Origin of the sequence: Teichococcus coralli (assembly GCF_009829925.1) — a bacterium.
Lineage (GTDB): Bacteria > Pseudomonadota > Alphaproteobacteria > Acetobacterales > Acetobacteraceae > Pseudoroseomonas > Pseudoroseomonas coralli.
Genome location: NZ_SNVJ01000020.1, coordinates 14,395 through 40,433, shown reverse-complemented (window position 1 = coordinate 40,433; position 26,039 = coordinate 14,395). Strand labels below are relative to the sequence as shown.

At 72.9% G+C, this 26,039-nt stretch carries 25 protein-coding genes; 19 read left to right on the top strand and 6 right to left on the bottom strand.

Annotated features, from left to right (window positions below; translation table 11 throughout):
- The first annotated feature begins 21 nt into the window (after positions 1–21).
- Both E0493_RS18530 and E0493_RS18525 read left to right on the top strand, forming a co-directional pair.
- The gene (locus E0493_RS18530; RefSeq protein WP_160938744.1) at positions 22–1,323 is read left to right on the top strand and encodes a hypothetical protein; all 1,302 of its coding nucleotides are present in this window, start codon (positions 22–24) and stop codon (positions 1,321–1,323) included.
- Positions 1,320–3,740: a hypothetical protein gene (locus E0493_RS18525; RefSeq protein ID WP_160938743.1), complete on the top strand. Its 2,421-nt coding sequence runs from the start codon at positions 1,320–1,322 to the stop codon at positions 3,738–3,740. Before E0493_RS18530 ends, E0493_RS18525 begins: the two co-directional genes overlap by 4 nt.
- A 62-nt stretch (positions 3,741–3,802) precedes the next feature.
- Here E0493_RS18525 and E0493_RS18520 read toward each other — a convergent pair whose 3' ends face one another.
- The 3 genes from E0493_RS18520 to E0493_RS18510 form a co-directional block, all read right to left on the bottom strand.
- Positions 3,803–4,684, bottom strand: a complete 882-nt coding sequence (locus tag E0493_RS18520) for an NAD(P)-dependent oxidoreductase (RefSeq protein ID WP_160938742.1) — start codon at positions 4,682–4,684, stop codon at positions 3,803–3,805.
- 274 nt (positions 4,685–4,958) lie between these two features.
- Positions 4,959–5,345 (bottom strand): carboxymuconolactone decarboxylase family protein, encoded by a 387-nt coding sequence (locus E0493_RS18515; protein ID WP_160938741.1) that lies wholly within the window; start codon positions 5,343–5,345, stop codon positions 4,959–4,961.
- A 230-nt stretch (positions 5,346–5,575) separates the two neighbouring features.
- Positions 5,576–6,325 (bottom strand): FadR/GntR family transcriptional regulator, encoded by a 750-nt coding sequence (locus tag E0493_RS18510; RefSeq protein ID WP_160938740.1) that lies wholly within the window; start codon positions 6,323–6,325, stop codon positions 5,576–5,578.
- A 179-nt stretch (positions 6,326–6,504) separates the two neighbouring features.
- Between E0493_RS18510 and E0493_RS18505 the strand changes: the two genes are divergently transcribed.
- From E0493_RS18505 to E0493_RS18480, 6 genes are all read left to right on the top strand, one after another.
- A complete protein-coding gene (locus tag E0493_RS18505) occupies positions 6,505–7,425 on the top strand; it encodes an NAD(P)-dependent oxidoreductase (protein WP_160938739.1) in 921 nt (306 codons plus the stop codon).
- A 28-nt stretch (positions 7,426–7,453) separates the two neighbouring features.
- Complete coding sequence (locus E0493_RS18500; protein WP_160938738.1) at positions 7,454–8,452, top strand: TRAP transporter substrate-binding protein; 999 nt, start codon at positions 7,454–7,456, stop codon at positions 8,450–8,452.
- 19 nt (positions 8,453–8,471) lie between these two features.
- Complete coding sequence (locus E0493_RS18495; RefSeq protein WP_160938737.1) at positions 8,472–8,987, top strand: TRAP transporter large permease subunit; 516 nt, start codon at positions 8,472–8,474, stop codon at positions 8,985–8,987.
- Complete coding sequence (locus tag E0493_RS18490; RefSeq protein ID WP_160938736.1) at positions 8,891–9,796, top strand: TRAP transporter large permease; 906 nt, start codon at positions 8,891–8,893, stop codon at positions 9,794–9,796. Before E0493_RS18495 ends, E0493_RS18490 begins: the two co-directional genes overlap by 97 nt.
- 2 nt (positions 9,797–9,798) lie before the next feature.
- Positions 9,799–10,326 carry a TRAP transporter small permease gene (locus E0493_RS18485; RefSeq protein WP_160938735.1) on the top strand — a complete coding sequence of 176 codons (528 nt, stop codon included), beginning with the start codon at positions 9,799–9,801 and terminating at the stop codon, positions 10,324–10,326.
- The gene (locus tag E0493_RS18480) at positions 10,320–10,646 is read left to right on the top strand and encodes an NIPSNAP family protein (protein ID WP_160938734.1); all 327 of its coding nucleotides are present in this window, start codon (positions 10,320–10,322) and stop codon (positions 10,644–10,646) included. Before E0493_RS18485 ends, E0493_RS18480 begins: the two co-directional genes overlap by 7 nt.
- Positions 10,647–10,976: 330 nt before the next feature.
- Here the strand turns inward: E0493_RS18480 and E0493_RS18475 are convergent, their stop codons facing one another.
- A complete protein-coding gene (locus tag E0493_RS18475) occupies positions 10,977–11,444 on the bottom strand; it encodes a MarR family winged helix-turn-helix transcriptional regulator (RefSeq protein ID WP_160938733.1) in 468 nt (155 codons plus the stop codon).
- Positions 11,445–11,602: 158 nt separating this feature from the next.
- Between E0493_RS18475 and E0493_RS18470 the strand changes: the two genes are divergently transcribed.
- From E0493_RS18470 to E0493_RS18455, 4 genes are read left to right on the top strand one after another with little or no spacing between them, the layout of a single operon-like run.
- Positions 11,603–12,736 (top strand): ATP-grasp domain-containing protein, encoded by a 1,134-nt coding sequence (locus tag E0493_RS18470; RefSeq protein WP_160938732.1) that lies wholly within the window; start codon positions 11,603–11,605, stop codon positions 12,734–12,736.
- The gene (locus E0493_RS18465; protein ID WP_160938731.1) at positions 12,733–13,602 is read left to right on the top strand and encodes a CoA-binding protein; all 870 of its coding nucleotides are present in this window, start codon (positions 12,733–12,735) and stop codon (positions 13,600–13,602) included. Before E0493_RS18470 ends, E0493_RS18465 begins: the two co-directional genes overlap by 4 nt.
- The gene (locus E0493_RS18460; protein ID WP_160938730.1) at positions 13,599–14,525 is read left to right on the top strand and encodes a hydroxymethylglutaryl-CoA lyase; all 927 of its coding nucleotides are present in this window, start codon (positions 13,599–13,601) and stop codon (positions 14,523–14,525) included. Before E0493_RS18465 ends, E0493_RS18460 begins: the two co-directional genes overlap by 4 nt.
- A complete protein-coding gene (locus tag E0493_RS18455) occupies positions 14,522–15,319 on the top strand; it encodes an enoyl-CoA hydratase/isomerase family protein (RefSeq protein ID WP_160938729.1) in 798 nt (265 codons plus the stop codon). The genes E0493_RS18460 and E0493_RS18455 overlap by 4 nt, the downstream gene beginning before the upstream one ends.
- Positions 15,320–15,404: 85 nt before the next feature.
- Here E0493_RS18455 and E0493_RS18450 read toward each other — a convergent pair whose 3' ends face one another.
- Positions 15,405–16,376 carry a Bug family tripartite tricarboxylate transporter substrate binding protein gene (locus E0493_RS18450; protein WP_160938728.1) on the bottom strand — a complete coding sequence of 324 codons (972 nt, stop codon included), beginning with the start codon at positions 16,374–16,376 and terminating at the stop codon, positions 15,405–15,407.
- A 133-nt stretch (positions 16,377–16,509) separates the two neighbouring features.
- Between E0493_RS18450 and E0493_RS18445 the strand changes: the two genes are divergently transcribed.
- The 7 genes from E0493_RS18445 to E0493_RS18415 all read left to right on the top strand — a co-directional run bounded on the left by E0493_RS18445 (position 16,510) and on the right by E0493_RS18415 (position 23,670).
- Positions 16,510–17,487, top strand: coding sequence for a Bug family tripartite tricarboxylate transporter substrate binding protein (locus E0493_RS18445; protein ID WP_160938727.1), 978 nt, complete (start codon positions 16,510–16,512; stop codon positions 17,485–17,487).
- Positions 17,487–18,467: an NAD(P)H-dependent flavin oxidoreductase gene (locus tag E0493_RS18440; protein WP_160938726.1), complete on the top strand. Its 981-nt coding sequence runs from the start codon at positions 17,487–17,489 to the stop codon at positions 18,465–18,467. The genes E0493_RS18445 and E0493_RS18440 overlap by 1 nt, the downstream gene beginning before the upstream one ends.
- A complete protein-coding gene (locus E0493_RS18435; RefSeq protein ID WP_160938725.1) occupies positions 18,464–19,162 on the top strand; it encodes an enoyl-CoA hydratase/isomerase family protein in 699 nt (232 codons plus the stop codon). The genes E0493_RS18440 and E0493_RS18435 overlap by 4 nt, the downstream gene beginning before the upstream one ends.
- Positions 19,159–20,355 (top strand): CaiB/BaiF CoA transferase family protein, encoded by a 1,197-nt coding sequence (locus E0493_RS18430; protein WP_160938724.1) that lies wholly within the window; start codon positions 19,159–19,161, stop codon positions 20,353–20,355. Before E0493_RS18435 ends, E0493_RS18430 begins: the two co-directional genes overlap by 4 nt.
- Positions 20,352–21,104: an enoyl-CoA hydratase/isomerase family protein gene (locus E0493_RS18425; RefSeq protein ID WP_160938723.1), complete on the top strand. Its 753-nt coding sequence runs from the start codon at positions 20,352–20,354 to the stop codon at positions 21,102–21,104. Before E0493_RS18430 ends, E0493_RS18425 begins: the two co-directional genes overlap by 4 nt.
- A complete protein-coding gene (locus E0493_RS18420; protein ID WP_367614544.1) occupies positions 21,101–22,723 on the top strand; it encodes an AMP-binding protein in 1,623 nt (540 codons plus the stop codon). Before E0493_RS18425 ends, E0493_RS18420 begins: the two co-directional genes overlap by 4 nt.
- A 152-nt stretch (positions 22,724–22,875) precedes the next feature.
- Positions 22,876–23,670: an alpha/beta fold hydrolase gene (locus E0493_RS18415; protein WP_160938722.1), complete on the top strand. Its 795-nt coding sequence runs from the start codon at positions 22,876–22,878 to the stop codon at positions 23,668–23,670.
- A 157-nt stretch (positions 23,671–23,827) separates the two neighbouring features.
- On the opposite strand, the gene E0493_RS18410 is transcribed toward E0493_RS18415, so the two are convergent.
- Positions 23,828–25,210: an aminotransferase family protein gene (locus E0493_RS18410; protein WP_160938721.1), complete on the bottom strand. Its 1,383-nt coding sequence runs from the start codon at positions 25,208–25,210 to the stop codon at positions 23,828–23,830.
- Positions 25,211–26,039: the final 829 nt, after the last annotated feature.

The following is a 26,039-nucleotide window of genomic DNA, read 5'->3' as shown; positions in this document are numbered from 1 at the left end:
TCCAGAAATGGAGGTCGCGCCGTGGCTGAGGAGGAATTCCGGCTGCTTCGATGCGCCCTGGCACTCGGCCAGTTCGAGGTGCGGCAGCTTGGCGAGGTGGCCGAGGTTTCCGAGAACACCGCGCAGTCCTGGGTCAAGCGCAACCGCCGGCTCCTGGTGAATGATGGTCCTGGCGAGGAGCGCGCCGGCGGCCGCCCGCCATCCGGGACGCAGCGCGGACGGGGCAGGCCCCGCAAGTGCTGGCGCCTCGCGCCTGGCGCCGCGGAACAGATCGAGGCGCGCCTCGACGGCCTTTTCCCCACAATCTCGCGCGCAGGCGTCGAGAACCCCAGATCGACAGGCCATGAGGAGATCATCCTCCGCGCCGAGACCGCGGTGCGGAACTGGCGCGCCACGCGGCGCGGCGATCGGGACGGCGAGGCCAGGATGCTGCGCATGGCGGCCGAGGCCGCGGTCCGCACCGCCTGGGAGGATCTGGCGGAGCTCCATCAGGCGACGGCCGTGGTGCCGCAGGCCCTTGTGCAGGAGCTTGCCCGCGTGGAGGCGGAGCTTGGCAAGGGCGAGGTGCCGGAAGAGCCCAGCCTCCCCGAGGAGAGCATCTGGCTCGCCAACCGCTTCGAGCAGATGGTGGAATGGCTGGACCTGCGCTTCGGCGGGGTCGCGCTCGGCGAGCGCGCCGACCGTTTCGTCGGCTCCGTCCTTGTCGCACGCGCGAGGCAGCGCGAGCGCCGCCCGCTGCTCACCGCCGCGGCGCTCGCCGGCACCGTCTGGTCCGACGAAGGCCTGGCCGAGCGCGGCTGCAGCCCCGACTTCCTGCGCCGCTGCGCCGTCCTCACCGACCTCGTGCCGCCAGCCGAGACGCTGCGGGACGTGACGCTCGCCATCGAGCGGCGGCCCGGCCGCGGCCTCTGCGCGGACATGCAGGAAATCCAGGCGGTGGTGCTCGGCCTGACGGACCGGCCCTGGTGCGCACGGCAGGTCGAGGCCTGCAACTGGCTCTGGAAGCTGCGCGTGACAAACGAGTGGGACGCGCATCTCAGCCCGCCTGTGCTGCGGGGCCTCCTCGCGGCGCCGGACGTCCAGCTGAACCACGTTTTCGACCTGCTCGATGGCTCGTTGCGGGTGGCGGTGCAGGACCCGCTCAGCCTCGCCCGGCCGGGCCGGCTGCGCGCAAGTGCGTACCGGAAGTGCCAGGACATGCTCACCCGCTTCGGGGCGCTGGGCGGCGCGGCGCTTGGCACGCTCAGCGGGGAGCGCGTGCTGGCCAGCTTCGCGATGCGCCGCGCGCCGCACCCGGCCGCGATGGCGGAGGCGCGGCCATGACGGAGCACGAGGCAGAGGGCGTCGCCGCCGAAACCCAGCGCTACTTCGAGGAGGCGGCGAGCCTGCGCCTGAGTCTCGAATACAACAACGAGGATTATGACTTCGTCCGTGGCGGCGGGCGGATCGTTTACCTGGTTGATGCCAACGTGGTCTGGTTCTTTCTCGATCCGGTGCGCGAGCGCGGGCACGCGGTGGCCTTCCGCGGCCACGACCGGCCGGATCTGGACACGGCGACCGCGCTGATCACGGCGGAGTTCCTTTTCTCGCGCGGCCTCGAGGGGCAGGAGGACCTGCCGGTGTTTCTCGCGCCCGGGCACGCGGAGGAGGTCACCGAGAAGTGGCACCGCCTGCGCTCGGAGATGGGCGACGACGAGAGCGCGCCCGACCCGCGCATCCGCGCCGTGGAGGAGCAGCTGGAACGCCTGGTCGACCAGCGCAGGACCGCGGCGCTGACCGGCCGGGAGGCGGTGCGCCGCTTCCGCGAGGAGGTGCCCGGCCTGGTGGCGCGCATCGCGGGCACGGCGGTGGAGCGCGCCAACCAGCTGCTGCGGCTGTACGAGGAGGATGCGGTGCGGCCGCTCGCGCTCCATCCCGACGCGACCGAGGACATCCTCGACCGCCCGGAGACGCTGCTGCGGAAGGAGTTCGACGCGCTGGAGCGGACGATCGCGCAGCGGCGGCAGAGCGGCGCGCGGCCGGGCGAGACGGGGCATGGCGGCGGCGGAACGGCGCGGCGGGACGCCGAGGCCATCGTGCAGACCATGCTGCTGGAGCGCGCGGGCGCGCGTTCGGACACCCGCGTGGTGCTCATCACCGCCGACCAGAAGCTCTTTGAGGCCTATTCCGAATGGTACTGGCGGGAGAATGCGCAGGCGGGCCCGGGGCGCGCTTCCTTTGTTCTGCGCCCGGTGCTGCAGTACGTGCCCATCCTCAACGTGGAGAAGATGCCGAACGGCATCGGCCACTCGGACGTCATGCGCCGGACGCGGCACGCGCTGGACGCGCTCTTCGCCAACCTCCGCGCCGTCGACCCGGGCTATCCCCATACCCTGGCGATCCACCGGACGCTGGCGCGGCATGTGGCCAGCCGCCGGCAGTTCCGCGAAGCCCTGGAGACGATCTACGGCGCCAATCCCTTCGATTTCGCGGCGGAGCAGGTCGCCTTGTTCAAGCGGATCCGCCAGGAATGGCAGGACGGCTTCCGCGACGGGGTCGTGTTGAACGCCGAGCTGCTGGAGCGGCGCGTGCGCAGCCTCAACGCCCTCGCCTCGCTGCTGCGCGGCGATAAGGACCTGCGCACGGCCATCCATGAGGACAAGCGCCGCATCATCGCGCGCATCGAGGCCGCCCATCTCGGCGTCAACGTGCGCGCGGGCATCGCGCGGCTGATGCGCCGGCTGCAGCGTGACAGGATGCCCGCGCGCGCGCCGATCGCGATCCGCCTGCGGCTGCCCCGGATCATCGACGATCTCACCGTGGACGAGGCGATGGAGCTGCTGGGCGGCGACCGCGGCAGCGAACTCGCGCAGCGCTTCGATGCGGCCTTCAAGGCGGAGCCGGACCACGAGGCGCATGCCTTCGCCGCCTGCGTCGCGCACCGCTGCAGCTACTGGGAGGCGGCCTGGTTCCATGCGCGCCGGGCGCTGGAGCTGCTGAACGAGCTGCGCGCCCCCGCCGCGGAGAAGGCGCGGGCGGAGCTGGCCTATCTCGCCGGCTCCGCGGGGCGCTTCGCCCATTTGCAGGACGCCGAGCTTTCCGAGGCCTTCACCCTGCTGGAGGCGAGCATCGAGGCGTGCCGCCGCGAGGGCGACGGGTTCGGCCTCGCCCGCAACCTGTTCTGCCGGACCGCCCTGCTGCTCACGCTGCTCTACCGCCTGCACCTGCGGGTCGGCCTGCCGGATCCCGCCGCGGGCATTCCGGCCGCGGAAACACGCCTGACGCGGCTTTCCGGCGCGCTGGAGGAGACGGCCTCCCTGCTGGCCCGGCTGCGGCGCGAGGGGGGCGAGGCCGCGGATCGCGCCGGGCTGCGGCTGCTTGAGCGCCAGGTGCGGGCGAACCTGGTCAGCGCCGAGGTGCTGGTCTGGCTTCGCGGGGGCCCGGACGACCCTCGCGGGCGGCTGGTGAGTCCGCCGGCGAAGCTGCTCGCGGAGGCCTTGCAGGTGCCGGCCGGCAATGCCGCGGACGGATTCTACGTTCCGGTGGTCGAGGCGGAGCATGTCATGGCGCGCTTCTTTCGCCGCGCCATGGGGGCTGGCGAGGCGCTGGAGGCCGTGCGCTCCATCCGGCTCCAGGCGGAGCGCGAGAACCACCTGCTCACCGGCCTGGACGCGGCGGAGTTCCAGCACTTCGAGAAAGTCCTCGCCGCGAGGATGGAGCGGCTGGACTCCCGCGCGCGGCAGGCGTCGCTGCCCGCCTGAGCTGCTGCTCGGGCGGAATGGCGGCGGCTGGGTTCCCTCCCTCTGGGCCCGGCCGCGCCGCGCTACTCGCGGTCGGGCGCCTGGTACCGGGTCATCCGGGTGAAGTCGGCGCCGTCGGGAAGCTCCTCCCGGCTGCCGCTCCAGATCTCCGCGACATGGCGGCTGAGCGGCAGGGCCAGCCCGAGCTCGGCGGCCATCTCGGCCGCCAGGCCGACATCCTTGCGCATCAACCCCGCCGCGAAGCCGCTGTCGAACCGCCCGGAGAGCACCCATTTCGGGTAGAAGGCCTCGCTGACGGCGCTCCGGCCGGTCGCCGCGTTGACCACCTCGAGCACGGCCTCGGCCTTCACCCCGGCCGCCTCGGCGAGCCGGAAGGCCTCGCCGTTGGTGATGAGGTGCGCGGCCACCAGCATGTTGTTGATCAGCTTGGCGACGTTGCCGGCGCCCGAGGGCCCGACATGCACCGCCCTGGCGGCGAGCGCCTCCACCACGGGGCGCGCGAGCGAGAGGTCCTCGTCGTCGCCGCCGATCATCATGGTGAGCTGGCCGCCGGCGGCACCGGCCGGACCGCCGCTCACCGGCGCGTCGAGATGGCCATGCCCGCGGGAGGCGAGCAGCGCCGCGAGGCGGCGGCTGGTGGTGGCATCCGCCGTCGAGGTGTCGAGGACGATGACCCGGCGGTCGGCGCGGTCCAGGAGCCCCGCCGGGGTCCGCACCATGGCCTCGACATCGCGGCCCAGGGGAAGGGACGCGACCACGGCGTCAACCCGGCGCAGCAGCCCGGCGAGCTCCGGCACCGCGTGGATGCCCTGCGCCTGCGCCAGCCGGCGCCTTTCCTCGCTGAGATCGAAGCCCCAGACGTCGAAGCCCTTGCGGGCCAGGGTGGCCGCCATGGGCAGCCCCATGTTCCCCAGCCCGACCACGCCGACCGTTTCGATGGTCATGCCGCTGCTCCACTCCTCCTTGCCCAGCGCTGGAGTTCAGCCCCCCGGGCGGCCCGCCACAAGCGGGGATTTCCGAACAACCGTTGCCGCCGCGGCATTCACGGCAGTGGCGGGGGAGAAGCCCCGCCCCCCAGCCGGCGAGATCGGCGCGGAAGGCTTCCATGCGCGCGCGCGGGAAGCCGATCAGGCGCTCGACGGGAAGGGGCAGCCGGCGCCGGCTCCGCACCAGGAATGGCGGTTCCGGGCGCCGCGGCGCGGAACGGTCGCCTTGCCCCTAGCGGCCGGCGAACTCCGGCTCCGCGAAGACCTCCTTGGCCACCTTGAAGGCTTCCCCCGCAGCGGGCACGCCGCAGTAGATGCAGGTTTGCAGGAAGATCTCCTGGATCTCCTCCTTCGTCACGCCGTTGGTCAGCGCGCCGCGCACGTGGATCTTCAGCTCGTTCGGCTTGCCGAGCGCCGCGAGCATGCTCAGGTTCACCACGCTGCGGAGCTTGCGGCTGAGCCCCGGCCGCCCCCAGATCTCGCCCCAGCAGTAGCGCAGGGCGAGGTCCTGGAAGGGCATGTCGAAGGCGGTGGCATTCTCCAGGGCGGCGTCGTGGCTTGCCTGCCCGATCACCTCGGCCCGCAGCTTCTTGCCTGCATCGAGGAGGTCAGCGCTCATGGGGGGCTCCCTTCGAATCACGGTACCCGCGGGAGAGCAGCGGGCGGCCCCGCCATGCGTGGTGCCGTGGCACGGCCGCCCTCACCCGCGACGGTTCGAGGTTCCGGCCTCACGCAGGCGGGAACAAGACACAAGATGGAAACGCGCGTTGCCGATCCCGCAACGCCGGCGAGCCCATCCACAGCTCCATGCGGTGCGCGGGAATGCCGGATCGCCGCCCGCGGGGCCGCTCAGACGTCGGCGAGGTCGGCGCGGGCGACCAGACGCGCCGCGGCGGCGCTGAAGTGCCGCCGCGCCGCCGCGCGCGCCTCCTCCGCGCTGCCGGCGGTTACCGCCGCCAGCACCGCCCGGTGCTCGGCCAGCACGGTGCTGCCGCGCTCGACAGCCATCGCGTTCTTCACCACCACGGAGGCGAGATGGAGGTCGATCTGCGCCGTCATCATGCGCAGGAAGGCGCGCAGATGCTCGTTGCCGGCGGCGCGGGCGATCACGGCGTAGAAGGCGTTCTCCGCCGCTACCCAGGCGGCGGCGCCGTCGCGGCCACGCGCGTCGGCCTCCTGCATGCGCGCGATCTCGGCGCGCATCTCGGCGAGGTCCGCCGGCCGGCGATGAACCGCCGCCAGCGCGGCCGCATCCGCCTCGATGCCGGTCCGCATCTCCAGCAGCTTGGCCAGTTCCTGCCGCTTGGCGAAGCAGGAGGGCGAGATGCGGAACACGCCGGACCTCGCGGGATCGGTGACGAAGGCGCCGCGGCCATGCTGCTTCTCGACCAGCCCTTCCTGCTGCAGCCGCGAGATCGCCTCCCGCACCACCGGCCGGCTGACGCCGAACTCCCCGGCAAGCTGCTGTTCGCCGGGGAGGCGGTCGCCCGGCGTGAAGCGGCCCTGGCGGATGGCCTCGCCCAGCTGGGCCGCGGCGGCGTCGGCCAGGGTCACGTTGCCGCTGCGGAGCGGCTGGAAGGGGAAACGGGGTTCGGTCACGCGGCGTCCGATGCTGTCCAGGGGGAGCGTAGAGCCAAAGCGGGCCTCTGACCTGTGGAAAATTTCACCGCATGGCGGGCGTGAAAGCAACTTGTAAGACATCTTACACTGTGGTCAGCTTCCGGCAAGCGACGGCGCCCCTGCGGGGGACCACAACAGCGGGAGGGGGCGTGCACGGCATGGCAGAGGACAGGCGCCGCATCGGGTTCGTCGGCCTGGGCGGCATGGGGGGCGGCCTGGTGCGCAACCTGCTGCGCAAGGGCCGGCAGGTGACCGTGGCGGACCGCCGCGCCGATGTGGTGGCGCAGCATGTGGCGCTCGGCGCCGGCACCGCGCCCTCGCTGGCCGCCCTGGCGGCGGAGGCCGATATCCTCGCGCTCTGCGTCAACACCGCCGAGGATGTCGAGGCGCTGTCGCTCGGGCCGGACGGCCTGCTGGCCGCCATGGCGCCTGGCAGCATCCTGCTCGACCATACGACCACCAATCCGGAGGCGGTGCGGCGGATGAGCGAGGCCGCCGCCGCGCGCGGCGTCGCCTATGCCGAGGCGCCGATGACGCGCACGCCGGTGCATGCCGAGCAGGGCTGCGTCAACGTGCTGTTCGGCGGCGAGGCGGCGCTGCTCGACTCGCTGCGCCCGGTTTTCGCGCTCTACGCCGAGAACGTCTTCCACATCGGCCCCACCGGCCACGCGATCCGGCTGAAGCTGATCCACAACTACATCGCCTTCGCCAACGTCGCCGCCTGGGCCGAGGGCTTCGCGCTGGCGGCGAAGGACGGGCTTGATCTCGGGCGCGCGGTGGAGATCATTTCCGCCGCTGGCGGGCGCAGCGGCATGCTCGACCTCTACGGCCTCAAGACGCTGGCGCGCGACTTCGCGCCCGGCATCAGCATCGGCCTCGCCCGCAAGGACGTGAAGTACTACGCGCGCTGGCTGGAAAGCGCCGGCCTGCCCGGCTTCATGGCCGACACCATCCACCAGACCTACGCCATGGCCGAGACGCTCGGCTTCGCGGAGGAGAACTGCGCCGCCGTCATCAAGGCCTACGAGCACTTCACCGGCGTCGAGGCCAGACTGCCGGCGAACAACAAGGCCGGCTGAGACCGGCCCATCTTGGGAGTGGAGCAACATGGAAGTGAATCGTCGCGCGCTGCTGCTGGGCGGCGCCGCGCTCGCCGCCCCCGTGCTGATCGGGCGCCCGGCGGCGGCGGCCACCACGCTGAAGCTGGCGCACCTCGCCGCCGAGAGCCATCCCGGCCACAAGGCCGCGCTGCAGATGAAGGAGGCGGTCGAGCGCCGCAGCGAGGGCGCGCTGAAGATCGAGATCTTCCCGGCCAACCAGCTCGGCGCGCCGCCCGAGCAGCTGGAGCAGACCAAGCTCGGCGTGATCGACATGAACCTGCCGACGCAGGGCGCGCTCGACAAGTACGAGAAGGCCTTCGCCACGGTGATGGCGCCCTTCATCTTCAAGGACCGCGCGCATGTCTTCGCGGTGCTGGACGGCCCCTTCGCCGCCTGGACGGCGCCGCTGCTGGAGAAGCAGGGGCTGGTGCAGCTCGCCTCCTGGGATTACGGCTTCCGCAACATCACCAACTCGCGCCGTCCGATCATGACGCCCGACGACGTCAAGGGTCTGCGCATCCGCACGCCGCCGGAGGTGCAGCTCGTCGCCTGCATCGAGGCGCTGGGCGCGCGCGCCACGCAGATCGCCTTCACCGAGCTGCCCAGCGCGCTGAACCAGGGCGTGGTGGACGGGCAGGAGAATCCGGTCAGCGTCATCTGGCACATGAAGCTGCACGAGACGCAGCCGCACCTGGCGCTGACGCGGCACGCCTACAACAGCCTCGTGCACGTCATCAACCGCCGCCGCTGGCAGTCGCTGAGCGCTTCGCAGCAGGAGATCCTGCGCGAGGAGAGCACCCGCGCCGCCCAGGCCATGCGCCGCTTGGACGAGGAGGAGGAAGCCAGCGACCTGAGCAGGATCGAGGCCGCCGGCGTCAAGATCACGAAGCCCGACCTCGCCCCGTTCCGCGCGCAGATGGAGCCGGCCTACAAGCGTGTCGCCAGCTATGCGGGCGAGGACAACATGAAGCGCATGCTGAAGATCGTGCAGGACGCCGCGGCCTGAGGCAGGAGGAAACGCCGAGATGACCGCCTTCCTCATCCTGGGCGCCGTGGTGCTGCTGATCGCGCTCGGGCTGCCGGTGGCGGTCGCCATCGGCGGCACGGGCATCGCACTCTACCTGCTCACCGATCAGGCCATGGTGCTGCCGATGCTGCCGCAGCGCATGTACGCCTCGGGCACCAGCTTCACCCTGCTGGCGATCCCCTTCTTCGTAATGGCGGGGACGCTGATGAACACCGCCGGCGTCACCGACCGGCTGTTCCGGCTGGCGGCGGTGATCGCCGGCCGAATGCGCGGCGGCCTGGGCCAGGTGAACATCCTGGCCAGCCTGCTGTTCTCCGGCATGTCCGGCGCCGCCGTGGCGGACGCGGCGGGGCTCGGGCAGGTCGAGATCCGCGCCATGCAGAAGAGCGGCTACGGCCTCGGCTTCTCCGCCGCCGNATGCAGAAGAGCGGCTACGGCCTCGGCTTCTCCGCCGCCGTCACCGCCGCCTCCTCCACCATCGGGCCGATCTTCCCGCCCAGCGTGCCCTTCGTGATCTATGGCGGCATCACCGGCGTCTCGGTGGTGCAGCTGTTCCTGGCCGGCGTGGTGCCGGGGCTGCTGATGGCGGCGGTGATGATGGTGATCGTCGCCGTCACGGCGCGGCTGCGCGACTACCCGCGCGAGGCGCGGCCGACGCTGCGCGAGGCGACCTGGGCGGTGCTGGACGGGCTGCTGCCGCTCGGCGCGCCGGCGCTGCTGATCGGCGGCCTGCTGAGCGGCCTCTTCACCCCCACCGAGGCGGGCGTTGTCGCCTGCGCCTACGCGCTGTTCCTCGGCATGGTGGTGTATCGCGAGATCGGCCTGCGCGACATTCCCGGCATCCTCTGGGCGAGCGCGCGCTCGACGGCGGTGGTGATGTTCGTGATCGCCGCCTCGGGCTTCTTCGGCTGGATGCTGGCGCACCAGCGCGTGCCGGACGAGCTGGTCGCCGGGCTGCTGGCGCTGGCGCCCGGGCCGGGCAGCGCCACCTTCCTGATGCTGGCGGTGCTGCTGGTGCTCGGCATGTTCGTCGAGGGCGTCGCCATCATCGTCATCACCACGCCGCTGTTCATGCCGGTGCTGGCGCATTTCGGCATCGACCCGCTGCAGTTCGGCGTGATGCTGGTGCTGACCACGGCGATCGGCCTGCTGACGCCGCCGGTGGGCATGGTGCTCTTCGCCGTCAGCACCGTGTGCCGCGTGAACATGGGCGAGCTGGTGCGCGAGCTCTGGCCCTACATCCTCGGCATTGTCGTCGTGACGCTGGCGGTCGCCTACATCCCCGCCGTCTCGACGCTGCTGCCATCGCTCTGGGCGCGCTGACCATGCAGACCTTCCTGACCATCGACCGCCGGCTGGGCTTCGTCCTGCGCTTCCTGGCCTCGGCGGCGCTGGCGCTGCTGATGCTGCTGGTCGGCGCCAACGTGGTGGCCCGCGCCGTGGGCCTGCCCGAGATCGCCTGGGTGGGCGAGGGGGTGGAGTTCCTCTTTGCCTGGATGGTGTTCCTCGGCGCCGCCGAGCTGTGGCGCGAGGGCGGCCACTTCGCCGTGGACGTGCTGCTGAACGCGCTGCCGGCGGGCCTGCCGCGCCGCCTGCTGCGCGGGGTCGTCACGCTGTGCTGCCTGGCCTTCGCCCTGATCCTCTGCTGGTACGGCACGAGCCTCGCGCTCGACGCCTCCGCCACCTCGCCGATCCTCGAGCTTCCCGTCACCGCCTGGTACGCCGCCATCCCGGTCGGCGCGGCGCTGATGGCGATGGCTTCGCTGCGCGACCTGGCCTGCCTGCTGCTGGCCTTGCCGCAAGGCGCCCGCTCCCCCGCAACCTCACTCCAGGAGACCGTTCCCCCGTGCTGATCGACCATCGAACCTATGTCTGCCGTCCCGGCACCATCCGGAAGCACCTGGCGCTATACGAGGAGCATGGCTGGGCGGTGCAGCGCCGGCACCTCGGCGAGCCGCTGGCCTATCTCCTGACCGAGACCGGCGACGTGAACAGCTACGTGCACATCTGGTGCTACGAGGACGCCGCCGACCGCGCCCGTCGCCGTGCCGCGCTGCAGGCCGATCCCGAGTGGCAGAACTTCCTCGCCATCAGTGCCGAGGCCGGCTACCTCCTCTCGCAGCAGAACAGCCTGATGCAGCCGGCCCCCTTTGCGCCACTCGCCAAGGCCTGAGCGCCTTCGCCGGCCGCGCGGGACCTAAGGGTGGAGCAGGGGAGAAGCGGATCTTCCCCGGTTCCTCCTTCCTGCCGGCCTGCGCGACGCTGGCGGCGGGCCTGCCCGCTTCGGCCGGCGTTCAGGGCCTAAGCCATTCCTGCCGGTGGTGCCGAAGGCGCGGCGCCGGGACGTGGCCGCGCTCCGCCAGAAGCGGGCCGGGCCCTCCGCTTCAAGGACCTTCCACCTGACCTCGACAAGGCTGGCCGGGCCGGTGAGCGCCTCCACGCCGCCCTCGCGGACCCCTGCCACAGGAGCGGATGGTCCCGGCATCCTGGAGCGGCGTTGCGTTCAGAGCTGCTGCCGGGCCGCCTGGAGGAGCTTGCCGATGGCGCTGTCGAGGCATTCCATCTCCGCCTCGGTCAAGGCGGCCCGGAAGGCCGCGTCACGCTCGCCGGCGGAGCGCATCAGCCCGCCGAACACCTTGCGCCCGGCCGGGGTCAGGCTCAGCGCCAGCTCGCGCGCGTCGGCCGCGGCGCCGCGGCGCACCAGGCCGCGCTCCACCAGCCCGCCGACCACCCGGCTCGCCAGCCCCTTGTCCAGGCCGCTCTGGCGCGCGAGGTCCTTCAGCGACATCGGCGCGAAATCCCCGAGCAGGGCGATGGTGCGCCATTCCATCAGGCTGACGTCGAACTCCCGCCGGTAGCGCGCCGCCGCGCCCCGGCTGAGGGCGTTCGCCAGCTGGTGGATGCGGTAGGAGAGCAGGTCCTTGATCGTCCGGGCTTCCCCGGACGGGGCAACGGTTCGCGAAGCGGGCATGACCGCATTCTAAATGGAATTCGCGGGCTTGTCGCGAGCGGCACGGAAGTGATTGGGAGGATCGTGAAGCCCCGCCCCCAGATGCCGCAGGCCGCATTGGTTGACAAAATCAACTCAAGGCGCCTAGCTGGCGCGAAAACGGGGCGGGAGGACCGGCCATGCGGCTGACCGAGATGGACGGCAAGGCCTTGCTGCGGCGCCATGGCGTGGCGGTGCCGCGCGGCGTCGCGCTGCCGGCGGATGGCGCCGTGCCCGCAGAGGCGCGGGACTGGCCTGGGCTGGTGCTGAAGGCGCAGGTGCTGGAGGGCGGCCGTGGCAGGCGCGGGCTGGTGCGCCGCGCGGCGCCGGACGAGGTCGCGGCCCTGCGCGCGGCCATGGCCGCGCAGGCCGGCGCGGTGCCCTTCCTGCTGGAGGAGGCGGTGGAGATCACGCGCGAGCTGTACCTGGCGCTGCGCGTGGACGGCACCCGGCAGGCGATCGAATGCCTGTTCTCCGCGCGCGGCGGCGTCGAGGTGGAGCAGGCGGCCGCGCCGCTGCGCCTGCCCGTCGATCCGGACGACCCCTTCGCCGCCGAGGCGCTGTTCCCCGCGCTGCGCGACGTGCTGCCGGCCGAGCTCGCCGCGCGGGTGGCGCGCCTGGTGCCGCGCCTCGCCCGCCTGCTCCGCGCCGAGGACCTGGAGTTGCTGGAGCTGAACCCGCTGGCGGTGACGCCGGCCGGGCTGGTCGCCTGCGACGCCAAGCTGGTGCGCGACGACGCCGCCCTGCCCCGCCACGACACCCCCGCCGACAGCGCCGCGCTGGAAGCCGCCGCCCTCTCGCCGCTGGAGCGGCAGGCGCGGCAGCGCGGCTTCGCGCTGGTGGAGATGCCGGGCGACGTGGCGCTGGTCTCGGCCGGCGCCGGGCTCGGCATGCAGCTGATGGACCTGCTGGGCGACCACGGGCTGCGCGCCGCCTGCTTCATGGACAACCTGCGCGGCGGCCCGGCCGAGACCACCGAAGCGCGGCTGGAGGCCGCCTTCGCCATCGCCGCCCGCCCGGAGGTGAAGGCCATCCTGTTCTACACCACCCTGGCCTCCCGCCCGCTGCGCGACCGCGTGGAGGCGCTGCTGGCCTTCCTCGCGCGCCATCCGCCGCCCAGGCCGCTCTACGCCGGCTTCGCCGCCGGCCATGCCGCCACGCGCGGCTTCGACGCCGCGGCGGCGCGCGACCAGTTGCGGGCGGCGGGCGTCGCCGCCCTGCACGAGGATCCGCTGGCGCTGATCCGCGCCATGGCCCGGGACCTCGCGGCATGATCCCGCCCTTCCTGCACGCCTTTCCGCGCCGCGTCGTCGTGTTCAACCCCACCGGGCGCTATGCGGCGCGGCAGGTGATGGCGATGCGCGAGGCCGGCACGCCGCTGGTCGCCGGCATCGCGCTCGGCAAGGGCGGCGGCACGCTGGAGGGGCTGCCGCTGCTCGACAGCCTGCGCGAGCTGGACGCGCCGGCCGATGCCGCCATCCTCTACACCCCGCCCGAGGGCACCGGTGCCACCATCCGGCAATGCGCCGCCGCCGGCATCGCCACGATCGTCGCCGCCGCCGAATACGTGCCGCTGCACGACACGCTGGAGGCCGCCCGCGCCGCGCGCGCGGCGGGAAGCTGGCTGGTCGGGCCGAACACGCTGGGCCTCTGCATCCCCGGCCAGGGGCTGCTCGGCTCCGTGGCCCCCTCCTTCTGCAAGCCGGGGCGGGTGGCGCTGCTCGGGCGCAGCGGCACGCTGACCCTGACCGTCGCGCGGCTGCTGACGGCGGCGGGCATCGGCCAGCGCATCGCGTTGCATCTCGGCGGCGACGGCGTGATCGGCCGCAACCCGCACGAATACCTCCCCGCCCTGCGCGACGACCCCGACACCGCCGCCGTGCTGTATTGCGGCGAGATCGGCGGCGACAAGGAATACGCCCTGGCCGATGCGCTCGCCGGCTTCCCCAAGCCGCTGGTGGCCACCATCGCCGGGCGCCACGCGCCCTCCGAGCGGCAGATGGGCCATGCCGGCGCGCTGATCGGCCATGCGCGCGAGGGCGCCGCCGCCAAGCTGGCCGCGCTGCAGGCCGCCGGCGCGCATGCCGCCCGCACCCCCTACGACGCCATCGAGATCCTGAAGGGATTGCTGCCCGCATGAGCGAGACACCGCAGATCGTGCTTTGTGAGTGCTTCGCCCGCGATGGGCTGCAGCACGAACCCGTCGTGCTGCCGGCGGAGGCGAAGGCCGCGATGCTGGCGCGCATCGCCGATTGCGGCTTCCGCCGCATCGAGATCACCTCCTTCTCGCACCCGAAATACGTGCCGCAATTCGCCGATGCGGTGGAGGTGCTGCAGGCCGTGCCGCCGCGCCCCGGCGTGCTGTTCAAGGCCACCTGCCCGAATCCCGCCGCCGCGCGGCGCGCGCTGGCGGCGCAGGCGGAAGGCCGCGGGCCGGAGGAGATCAGCTTCCTCGTCTCCGCCTCCGAGGGCCATACGCAGCGCAACCTGCGGCGCTCGCGCGAGGAGCAGTGGCGCAACGTCGAGGAGATGGCGGCGCTGGCCGGCACCGCCTTCACCGCCGTCGGTACCATCTCGGTCGCCTTCGACTGCCCCTTCGACGGGCCGACGCCGCCCGCGCGCGTGCTGGAGGATGCCCGGCGCTTCCTCGCGCTTGGCGTGCGGCGCATCGCCATCGGCGACACCATCGGCAGCGGCACGCCGCCGCGCGTGCGCGCGCTGATGCGCCTGCTGCGCGAGGAACTTCCGGACGACGCCGTGCTGATCGCGCATTTCCACGACAGCCGCGGCACCGGCATGGCCAATTGCGTCGCCGCGCTGGAAGCCGGTATCACCTACTTCGACAGCGCGCTGGGCGGCACCGGCGGGCATCCGGCCGGGATCGCCTATGGCGAGGGCTTCACCGGCAATGTCTGCACGGAGGACCTGGCGACGCTGCTGGAGGCCATGGGCCTGCGCACCGGCCTCGACCTGGACCGCGTGCGGGAGGCCGGGCGCGCCGCCGAGGCGCTGCTGGGCCGCCGCCTGCACGCCCGCACCACCCGCCTTGGAGAACACGCATGAGCGACGCCGCCGAAATCCCCCTCCTGGTGCAGCGCGACGGGCCGGTGGTGCGCGCCATCCTGAACCGTCCGGCGCGGCGCAACGCGATGAGCACGGCGCTGGTGGAGGCGCTGGACGCGCTGCTCGCCGGATTGCGCGAGGACCGCTCGGCGCGCGTGCTGGTGCTCTCCGGTGCCGGCGGGCATTTCTGCGCCGGGCTGGACCTGAACGAGGTGGGCGCGCCCGCCGCGCCCGAGGAGAAGCTGGCCCAGCAGCTTGAGCGCAACCGCCGCACCGGCGCCCGCTTCGCCGCCATCGCCGCGCTGCCGCAGGTGGTGATCGCGCAGGTCGAGGGCTCGGCCTTCGCCGGAGGGCTGGGGCTGGTCTGCGCGGCCGACATCGCGCTCGCCTCGGCCGAGGCGCGCTTCGCCGCGCCGGAAGTGCGGCGCGGCCTGGTGGCGGCGCAGATCCTGCCCTGGCTGTCGCACCGCATGGGGCGCAGCGAGGCGGCGCGGCTGGTGCTGCAGGGCGCGCCGGTGAGCGCCGCCGAGGCCGCCGCGCGCGGGCTGGTGCACGAGGTGCTGCCGGATGCCGCCGCGCTGGCGGCGCGGGTGGAGGCGGTGATCGCCGACCTGCGGCAGGGCGCGCCCGGCGCCCTGGCCGAGACCAAGGCGCTGATGACGGCGCTCGGCGGCCCGGTGCCGGAAGGCTACGCCGATGCCGGCGCGCAGGCCTTCGCGCGCTGCGCGGCGGGCGAGGCGGAGGAAGGCATCGCCGCCTTCAAGGCCAAGCGTCCGCCGGCCTGGGCGTCCTGACGTCGCCGCGCCAGGGAGGGGCGCCGCCCCTCCCGGACCCTCCCCGCCAAAGGCCTGAGGCCTTTGGAAACCCATTCGGAAGAAGCTAGCCGGCCTGGATGCCGGCGGCCTTCACGATCTCCTTCCACAGCGGCACTTCCGCCCGCATTCGCGCGGCCAGCGGGCCAGGGCCGTCGAGCAGCAGCGTGGCGCCGGATTCCGTCATGCGCTCCGCCAGCGGCGTGCCCTGGCGCAGCGGCGCCATCGCCCCGGCGAGGCGCTGCACCACGGCGGGCGGCGTGCCCGGCGGCCCGAACATCGCGTACCAGATGGTGATGCCGTAGCCCGGCACCGCCTCGGCGAGCGACGGCACCTCCGGCAAGGCGGGGCTGCGCTGCGGCGCCGTCACCGCCAGCGCCCGCAGCCGCCCGTCGCGCACATGCGGGATCGCCTCGATCAGGCCGGTGATCAGCATGTCGGTGTCGCCGGCATAGACGGCGTTCACCGCCTGCGCGCCGCCGCGATAGGGCACGTGCAGAATGTCGATGCCGGCCTTTGCCTTCAGCAGCTCGCCCGCCAGGTGCGTGGTGGAGCCGGTGCCGGAGGAGGCGAAGGAGAAGCGCTGCGGCTTCGCCTTCGCCTGCTGCAGGAAGGCCGCGAGGTCGGGCACCGGCCAGTCCGGCCGCACCAGCAGGGCCATCGGCACCTCGCTCACCATGCTGATGGGCACGAGGTCGCGGAACGGGTCGTAGCCCGGATTGGCCAGCAGCGCCGGCAGGATGGCGACGGAGGAGGTGGTGAAGAGCAGCACATGCGGATCGGCCGCCTGCACCACGGACTGGATGCCGAGCGCGCCGCCCGCGCCGGGCTTGGTCTCGACGATGACGTTCTGCCCGAAGCTGTGCGTCAGCCGGTCGGCGATGAAGCGCGCCGGTATCTCGACCGGCCCGCCCGGCGCGAAGGGCACGATGAAGCGCACCGTGCGGTCGGGCCATGTCGCCTCCCCAGCGCGGGCCGCGCCGGGCAGAGCGGCGGCAGCGAGCGCCGCGAGCGTGCTGCGTCGCGTCATATGGATCATTCTTTCCTCCCTCCTGGCTCTTGAATTCCTTCCAGGTCCACAAAGGCTAGTCTGAATGGTTGATGGTATCAACCAACTCGGCTAGCTTCCGCCGCGAAGAGGCACGACGCCCGAGCGAAGAGGACGACCGAGAATGAAGCGACGCACCCTGCTGGCCGCAGGCCTGGCCCTGCCCGCCCTGCGCGCCCGCGCTGCTGCCGCCGGCGGCTGGGCGCCCGGCCATCCGCTGAAGCTCGTGGTGCCCTTCGCCGCCGGCGGGCCCGCCGACATCTTCGGCCGGATCTTCGCCGAGGCGCTGGGCCAGGAGCTCGGGCAGCCCGTGGTGGTGGAGAACCGCGGCGGCGCCGGCGGGCTGGTCGGCACCGACGCGGTGGCCAAGTCCAACCCGGACGGGCTGACCATCGGCTTCACCGGCCCCGGCGCGCTCTCCATCGCGCCCTTCATGCCGCAGCAGCAGATGCCCTTCGACATCTACAAGGACCTGGCGCACCTCACCCTGGCGGTGCGGGTGCCCGAGGTGCTGGTGGTGAACGCCAGGTCCGGCCCGGCGGACCTGCCGGCGCTGGTGAAGCTGGCGCAGGGCAAGCCGGGCTCGGTGAGCTACGGCTCGGCCGGCGCAGGCTCGATCACGCATCTTGCCGGCGCGCTGCTGGCCTCCGAGGCGAAGTTCGACGCGCTGCACATCCCCTATCGCGGCGTCGCGCCGGCCACCACCGACCTGCTGGCCAACCGCTTCACCTACCTGATCGCCGACGTGCCGGTGCTGCGGCCGCATATCGAGGCCGGCGTGCTGCGCCCGCTGGCGGTCACCACCGCGCAGCGCGTGCCCTCGCTGCCGGAGGTGCCGACCACGGCCGAGCTGGGCCTGCCGCGGGTGATCTCGGACAACTGGTATGGCTGCGCCGTGCCGGCCGCGACGCCGGCCAACATCCGCGAGGGGCTGCGCGAGGCCGCCACCCGCGCGCTGAACAGCGAGGCGCTGGTGAGCGAGTTCCGGCGCCAGGGCGGCACCCCCTCCGCCATGGAGCCCGAGCCCTATCTCGACTTCCTGCGCGCCGAGGCCGAGAAGTGGGGCCCGCTGGTGCGGCAGAGCGGCGCCGAGACGTTGTGATGGCGGCGGAGTTCGGCTTCCCCTCGCGGCTGCCGGCCCTTCTGGGCATTGGCTATCCGATCGTGCAGGGCGGCATGAGCTGGGCCTCTTCCTCCGCCGCGCTGGCGCTGGCCGTGGCGCGGGCGGGCGGGCTCGGCACCATCGCCGCCGGGCCGATGCGCCCCGAGGCGCTGGTGGAGGCGATCCGCACGGTGCGCGCCGGCACGGAGGCGCCCTTCGCCGTCAACATCCCGCTCTACAACAAGCGCTCCGCCGAATTCCTCGACATCGCCGAGGCCGAGCGGGTGCCGGTGGTGATCGCCTCGCAGGGCGGCCCGCGCGCGCACCTGCCGCGCTTCCATGCCTATGGCGCGAAGTGGCTGCATGTCGTCGCCTCGCCGCTGCACGCCGCCAAGGCGGAGGCGGCGGGCGTGGACGGGCTGGTCGTGGTGGGCGGCGAGGCCGGCGGCCATCCGGCGCCGGACGAGGTCTCCGCCATGGTGATGGTGCGCGCGGTCGTGCAGGCCGTGGCGCTGCCGGTGATCGGCGCCGGCGGCGTGGCCGATGGCGCCGGCATCGCCGCGATGTTCGCGCTGGGCGCCGAAGGCGCGCAGCTCGGCACGCGCTTCCTGATGACGGAGGAGGCCACGGTGCATCCCGCCTACAAGGAGATGGTGCGCAAGGCCGCGCTTTCCGACACCACGCTGGTCGGGCGCGGCGGGCTGCCGGTGCGCCAGCTCCGCAACCGCTTCACCGAGGCGGTGGACGCCGCCGAGCGCGCCGGCCACGAGAAGGAGGCGCTCGCCCTGCTCTATGCCAGCCGCAGCTTGAAGCTCGCCGCGCTGGATGGCGACGTCGAATGGGGCAAGGTGGAGGCCGGGCAGACCGCCGGGCTGATCAGCGACGTCCCGCCCGCCGCCGAGGTGATGCGCAGGCTGGTGACGGAGGCGGAGGCGGTGCGCCAACGGCTCGCCGGCCTGCCCGCGCTGGTGCCGGCATGATCCGCGCCGAGACGCGCGGCCGGCTGCGCCTGCTGGTGCTGGCGCGGCCGGAGAAGCGCAACGCCATCGACACCGCGCTGGCGGAGAGCCTGATCGCGGGCCTGCGGGCGGCGGAAGAGGATTCCGGCATCGCCGCCATCGTGCTGGCGGCCGAGGGCCCCGGCTTCTGCGCCGGCGCCGACCTCGCGGAGATGCGTGCCCTCGCCGCCGATCCCGCCGCCCGCGCCGCCCGCGCGGCCTTGAGCGAGGCGATCCTGCTGGCGCCCGGCCGCACGGCCAAGCCGGTGGTGGCGGCGGTGCAGGGCGCGGCGCTCGGCGCCGGGGCCGCCCTGGCGCTGTGCTGCGACCAGATGCTGATGGCCGAGGGCGCCAGCCTGGGCTTCCCGGAGGCGACGCACGGCATGCTGCCGGCGCTGATGGCCCCCGTGCTGCTGCGCCATCTCGCCCCTCGGAAGGTTTTCTCGCTGTTGGCGAGCGGGCGGGCCCTGCCGGCGGCGGAAGTGGCCGCGCTCGGCCTCTGCCCGACCCCGGTTCCCGCCGCAGCGCTGCTGGAGCGCGCCGCCGCGTTGGCGGAAGGCCTCGCCACCCTGCCGCCGCCCGCCATGCTGGCGCTGAAGCAGCTCTGCGCCGCCGGCCCGCAGCCCCTGCCGGAGGGCTTCGCGCGGGCGCGCGCGGCGCGGGAGGCGCTGGCATGAGGCCGCTCGACGGACTGGTGATCCTCGACCTCTCGCGTGTGCTGGCCTGCCCCTTCGCCACCATGCTGCTGGCCGAGATGGGCGCCGAGGTCATCAAGGTGGAGCAGCCCGGCAGCGGCGACGAGACCCGCGGCTTCGAGCCCTTCGCCGAGGGGCCGGGCGGCAGCGTCAGCGGCTACTACATGGCCTGCAACCGCGCCAAGCGCTCGGTCACCGTGAACCTGCGGCACGAGGAGGGACGGCGGATCATCCGCGACCTCGCCGCGCAGGCCGACGTGCTGGTCGAGAACTTTCCCACCGGCGCGCTGAAGCGGCGCGGGCTGGACTGGGCCTCGCTCGCCGCCGTCAATCCGCGCCTGGTCTACATTTCCTGCACCGGCTTCGGGCAGAGCGGGCCCTATGCGAAGCGCAAGGGCTACGACACCGTGTTCCAGGCCATGGGCGGGCTGATGAGCCTGACCGGCGAGCGCGGCGGCGGCCCGGTGAAGCCCGGCCTGCCGGTGGCCGACCTGTCCTCCGGCCTCTGGGTCGCCATCGCCATCCTCTCGGCGCTGCGCGGGCGGGACCGCACCGGCAAGGGCGGGCATGTGGACGTCTCGATGTTCGACGCGCAGGTGGCGCTGCTGACCATCGCGGCGGCCCGCCACTTCGCGCTGGGCGAGGTGCCGCCGCGGCTCGGCACCGAGCATCCCGGCCGGGTACCGAGCGCCAGCTTCCGCTGCGCCGACGGGCGCTACCTGCACATCACCGCCAGCGATCAGCACTGGGCGCCGCTCTGCGCCGCGCTGTCGCTCGACGCGCTGGCGGCGGACCCGGGGCTCGCCACCAATGCCGGCCGCGTGGCGCGGCGCGAGGATGTGATGCGCGCCATGGGCGCCGCGCTGGCGGAGCTGCCGCGCGGCGAGGCCTTCGCGCGGCTGGACGCGGCCGGCGTGCCCGCCGGCCCGGTGCTGGAGCTGGACGAGGTGCTGGCCGACGAGCATGTGCGCGCACGCGGCATGGTGGCGAGCTTCGAGCACCCGCAGCTCGGGCGCTTCCCGGCGCTGCCGGTGCCGCTGCGCTTCGAGGGCTGGGGCGACCCGGAGGTCGGGCGGCCACCGCTGCTCGGCGAGCATACCGAGGCGGTGCTGCGCGAGCGCCTGGGGCTGGATGCCGCGCGCATCGCGGAACTGCGGGAGATGGGAGCGCTATGACCGAGGCCGTGCTGTGGGAGATGTCCGCCGAGGGCGTCGCCACCCTCACCCTGAACCGCCCCGAGGCGCGCAACGCGCTGAACACGGCCATGGCCGAGGCGCTGCTGGCCGGCGCCCGCCGCGCCGTGGCCGAGCAGGCCAGGCTGGTGCTGGTGCGCGCCAACGGGCCGGTGTTCTGCGCCGGCGCCGACCTGAAGGAGCGCAAGGGCATGGGCGAGGACCAGGTGCGCGCCCGGCGCCTGAAGGGCTTCGCCGCCTATGAGGCGCTGGAGCGGCTGCCGATGCCGAGCATCGCCGTGCTGCAGGGGCCGGCGGTCGGCTCGGGCGGGGAGATCGCCGCCGCCTGCGACATGATCGTGGCGACGCCCGCGGCCTCCTTCCGCACGCCGGAGGCGCTCTGGGGCACGGTGGGGGCGACGCAGCGCCTGCCGCGCATCATCGGCAAGCGGCTGGCCAAGGACATGATGTTCACCGGCCGCACCCTTTCCGCCGAGGAAGCCGCGCGGGCCGGGCTGGTCTCGCGCCTGCTGCCCGACGAGGCGGCGCTGGAGGCGGCGCTGGCGGAAATCGCGCGCACCATCCTGGCCGCGCCCGCGGGGGCGCTGCGGCAGGCCAAGCGCTGCATCGACGAGGGCGTGGAGCGCGACCCGCGCGCCGCCCTGGCCACCGAGCTGATGGCCATCGAGGAGAACCTCGCCGAGGGCGCCTGGCGCGCCACCATGGCGGGCTTCGGGAGCGGCCGCCCGTGAGCGCGCCTTTCCCGCTGGAGGGTATCTGCCCGTTGACCGGCGAGGCCGCCCTGCGCCGCGCCGTCGCCATCGCGCCGGAGGTGGAGGCGATCGTCGCGCCGGCCGGCCGCATCACCTATGCCGCGCTGGCGGCGGAGGTCGCCGCCATCCGCGCGGCGCTGGCCGCCGCCGGGGTGCGGCGGGGCGAGCATGTCGGCATCTGCCTCGGCAACGGGCCGCGCTGGGTGGCGCTGTTCCTGGCCATCGGCTCGCTCGGCGCGGTGACGGTGCCGGTGAACACCCGCTTCCGCGCGGAGGAGATGGCCTATGCGCTGCGCCAGTCGCGGGTGCGCATGCTGTTCCTGGCCGACCGCTTCCTGCGCGTGGACTTCGTCGGCATGCTGCGCGGCATCTGCCCGGCGCTCGACCGCGGCCTGCCGGACGCCGCCTTGCCGGACCTGCGGAAGGTCGTCGTGCTGGGCGGGGAGGTTCCGCACGGCGCCGTGGCGTGGGACGATTTCATGGCCGCCGCGCGCGGCCCTGTCGAAGCCTGCTGCGCGCCCGACGACGTGCTGCTGATCCAATACACCTCCGGCACCACATCCTTCCCGAAAGGCGTGCTGCTGACGCATCGCAGCATGTGCGCGGATGCCTTTTTCTCGGGCGGGCGCATGGGGCTGCGGGTGGCCGACCGCTTCCACAGCGCGCGGCCCTTCTTCCATGTCGCCGGCAGCACGCTTTCCATCCTTTCCTGCCTGCAGCACGTGGCGACGCTGGTGACCATGGACCGCTTCGAGCCGGGCGAGGCGCTGCGCCTGATGGAGGCGGAGCGCTGCACGCACTTCTCCGGCAACGACACCATGGCGCTGATGCTGCTGAACCATCCCGACCGCCCGCAGCGCCGCCTGATGCTGCGCGGCGCCTGGGCTGCGGCCTCGCCGAGCATCGTCCGCCGCATCATTGACGAGCTGGGCGCGCGCGAATGCGTGGTCGGCTACGGGCTTTCGGAAGCCTCGCCGAACGTGTCGCAATCCGCCTGGTGGGAGCCGGAGGAGATCCGCGTCAGCGGGCGGATGCTGCCGGAGCCGGGCGTGTCGGTCCGCATCCGCGCGCTGGACGGCGGCGGGGACTGCCCGCCGGATGCGGAAGGCGAGATCCTGGTGCGCGGCTGGAACGTCATGCAGGGCTACTTCGACAAACCCGAGGAAACCGCGAAGGCGCTGGACGCCGAGGGCTGGCTTGCCACCGGCGACCTGGGCCGGCTCGGTGCCGATGGCCGTTTGCAATTCACCGGCCGCGCCAAGGACCTGGTGCGGGTGGGGGGCGAGAACGTCTCGCCGGCCGAGGTGGAGGACATCCTGAACCGCCATCCGGCGGTGCGGCAGGCGGTGGTGGTGGGCGTGCCCGACGCACGGCTGATGGAGGTGCCCTGCGCCTTCATCATCCCGAACGAGGGGCATGTGGTGGAGGAGCAGGCGCTGATCGGCTGGAGCCGCGACAACATGGCCGGCTTCAAGGTGCCGCGCTATGTCTGCGTGGTGGAGGGCTTCGAGGCGATCGGCATGACGGCCAGCTCCAAGATCCAGAAGCGGCTGCTGGCCGAGCATGCGGTGAAGCTGCTGGGGCTGGAAAAGGTCTGAAGCGGCCGGGGGAAGGAATTCCCCGGGCCCCCTTCTTTTTTCTGTCAGTCCAGCCGCCGCGGAGGGCACGCCAAAGCGCGTGCCCGAGAACCCGCAAAAGGCAAGGGGCCTGGGGGAACCCTGTTCCCCGGCCTTTCACACAGGAGAGAACCATGACTGCCGCCAGCCCTGAGGGAAGCGTCGCCACCCTGCCCGGCGTCCGCCTGTTCTACCGCGACAGCGGCGGCGAGGGCGTGCCGGTCGTGCTGCTGCACGCCAACACGGGCACCAGCGGCTGCTGGCCGGACCAGTTCGCCGCCTTCGCCGCGGCCGGCTACCGCGTCATCGCCTTCGACCGGCGCGGCTGGGGGCGGAGCATGGCCGATCCCGCCAGCGGGCCGCAGCCGGGCAGCGTGGCGGAGGACCTCGCCGCGCTGGCCGGGCACCTGCGGCTGCCGAGGTTCCACCTGCTCGGCGTCGCGGGCGGCGGCTTCGCGGCGCTGGACTACGCCTCCTGGCGGCAGGAGACGCTGCGCAGCCTGGTGGTCGCCGCCAGCACCGGCTCCTTCGCCGAGCCGGAGATGGAGGAACTCAGCCGCAACATCGCCATTCCCGGCTTCCGCGAGCTGCCGGAGACCTTCCGCGAGATCGGTCCCTCGTTCCGCGCCGCGCATCCCGGGCGCGTCGCCGAATGGCACGCGGCGGAGCAGGTGGCGCGGCAGCCGGGCGCGACGGCACAGGTCCCGCGCACGCCGAACACCTTCGCAAAGATCGGCGTGATCCGCCTGCCGGTGCTGGCGATCGCCGCCAGCGCCGACCTGCTGGCGCCGCCCGCGCTGATGCGGCGTTGGGTGCGCCACCTGCCGCAGGCCGAGTGGCGCACCATCGCCGATGCCGGGCATTCGGTGCCGATGGAGCAGCCGGAGCTGTTCAACGCCGCGGTGCTCGACTTCCTCGGCAGGAACTAGAGCAGATCCCGTTCCGAGGGCATCATCGGGACGGGTGAAAATGCTCGTCAAAACAAACGGCTAGAGCATTGCCCGTGAGCCAGAGCGAATGGAGAATGCTCTAGCAGCGACGTGGCATGCCCCGGACCGGCATGACGGGCCCGGGGCGGTGGAGCGGTCAGCCGAGCACGGAGGTCAGCGCCTGTCCGATGGCGTCCGTGATCCGGTCGATGTCGGCCTCGGTCGCGATCAGCGCGGGGCTCAGGGTCAGCGTGTTGTTGAGCCCGGGCAGGGAGCGGTTGGTGGCGCCGATGATGACACCGAGCTCCATGCACTTGGCCACCACCGCCTGCACCTTGGCCTCGGCCAGCGGCTCGCGGGTCTTGCGGTCGGCCACCAGCTCGGCGCCGTAGAACAGGCCGCAGCCGCGCACCTCGCCGATCGCCGCGTGGCGCTCCATCAGGGCCAGCAGGTTGTCGCGCAGCCGGAGGCCCATCGCCTGGGTGTTCTCCAGCAGGCTCTCCTCCTCGATGATGCGCATGTTCTCCAGCGCCGCGGCGGGGCCGGCGAGGCAGCCGCCGAAGGTGGAGATGTCGCGGAAATAGTTCATCGGGTCCGCGGCGTCGCTCTTGAAGAGGTCAAAGATCGCCTCGGTCGTCACCGTGCAGGAGATCGCCGCGTAGCCGGAGGCGAGGCCCTTGGCCATGGTGACGAAATCCGGCGTCACGCCATACTGCTGGTAGCCGAACCAGGCGCCGGTGCGGCCGAGGCCGCAGACCACCTCGTCGATGTGCAGCAGCACGTTGTACTTCGTGCAGATTTCCTGCACCCGCTGCCAGTAGCCGGCAGGCGGCGTGATGACGCCGCCGCCGGCGGTGATCGGCTCCAGGCAGAGCGCGCCCACCGTGTCCGGCCCCTCGCGCAGGATCACCGCCTCGATGGCGTCGGCCGCGGCGATGCCGTAGCTCTCGGCGTCCGGGTACTGGCTGCGGTATTCCAGGCAGTGCGGCACCTCGACGAAGCCGTCGGGATAGGGGCCGTAGTCGGCGTTGCGCTGCGGCTGGCCGCAGGCCGCGAGGGCGCCGAAGGTGGTGCCGTGGTAGTCGCGCTCGCGGAACAGGATCTTCCACTTCCTGCCGCCGTGATGGCGCGCGGCGATCTGCCGCACCATCTTGAAGGCCTTCTCGTTCGCCTCCGAGCCGGAGTTCGAGTAGTAGACGCGGGTCAGGCCCGGCATCTTCTCGATCAGCTTCTGCGCGAAGCGGGCGCCGGGCTCGCTGCCCTTGGCGCCGGCGAAGTAGTTCAGCTTCACCAGCTGGTCGCGCACCGCGTCGGCGATGCTGGTGCGGCCATAGCCGACATTGACCGTCCAGACCCCGCCCGAGGTGGCGTCGAGGTATTCCTTGCCCCGCGCGTCCCAGATGCGCATGCCCTTGCCCTCGACAATCAGCTGCGGGTCGACGGTCTCGTAGGCCTTGTGCTGGGAGAGGTGATGCCAGACATGCGCCCGGTCGGCCTCGATCAGGGCGGTCATGTCGTTGGGTTTGGGCGCGTAGTTCATGGCTCGGACCTTCGCTGGATGCGCAAGCCGGTCGGCAACGGCCCGGCTCCGGATTGCATGGGTAGCATCGGCGGCGGGCGAGGCGCGAGGCCCCCCTGCCCCGTCGTGCGGCGCTGGTGGCCGGGAAGGTGCAGCGCTCCATGCGGTCGGCCTGGGGGGGGCTGGAGGGATCATGCGGCGGGGGCGGCGCGGGCGGCCGGCCCGCTGCCATCCACGGCGATCACCGAGGCGATCTCCTGCGGCCTGGCGGAGCGGCACATCCATCGTCAGCCTGTCGCCGCGGCGGGCGCATTCGGGCTCGCAGTCATGCCCCGTCATGCTGCTGTCGTGGCGGCAGCCCTCCAACATCAACCCGGTGCGGTGCTTGCTGCGGCCCCACCCCGGTCGGCCGGCGGATCCACTCCATCGCGCGGCCGAACTCCACCGCCTCCTGCGCACCCGGGGAAAGCTCGGCCGGCGGCACGCGATTCCGGTCGCCGCGGCCGAGGATATCATGCCCGGCAAGGCTGGAACGACGGACCTAAGGGTTTTAAATTATGGCACAGGCGGCGCGCCTGATGCCAACGCACGCTAAGCCAGGGTTAGCGTGCGTTGAGCCGAGCCGATCGGGGTGGAAGAGGGGTGGCGGCTGGAGCAGGCTGGCCGTAGCCACCGATCTGCGCACCCGCTTGCCAGCGGACGCGGAAGCCCGTCACCTGAGATCTGCCTGACGACCGGGTGCGGCCGAAAGCAGCTCTGTCCGAGCCGGTCAAAGGGTAGTTTACTCAGAGCCTGTCCGCCCAAGCGGCAGCCGAGCACCTCGGCGCGCCGTTCCTGGGCAGCGTGGCCG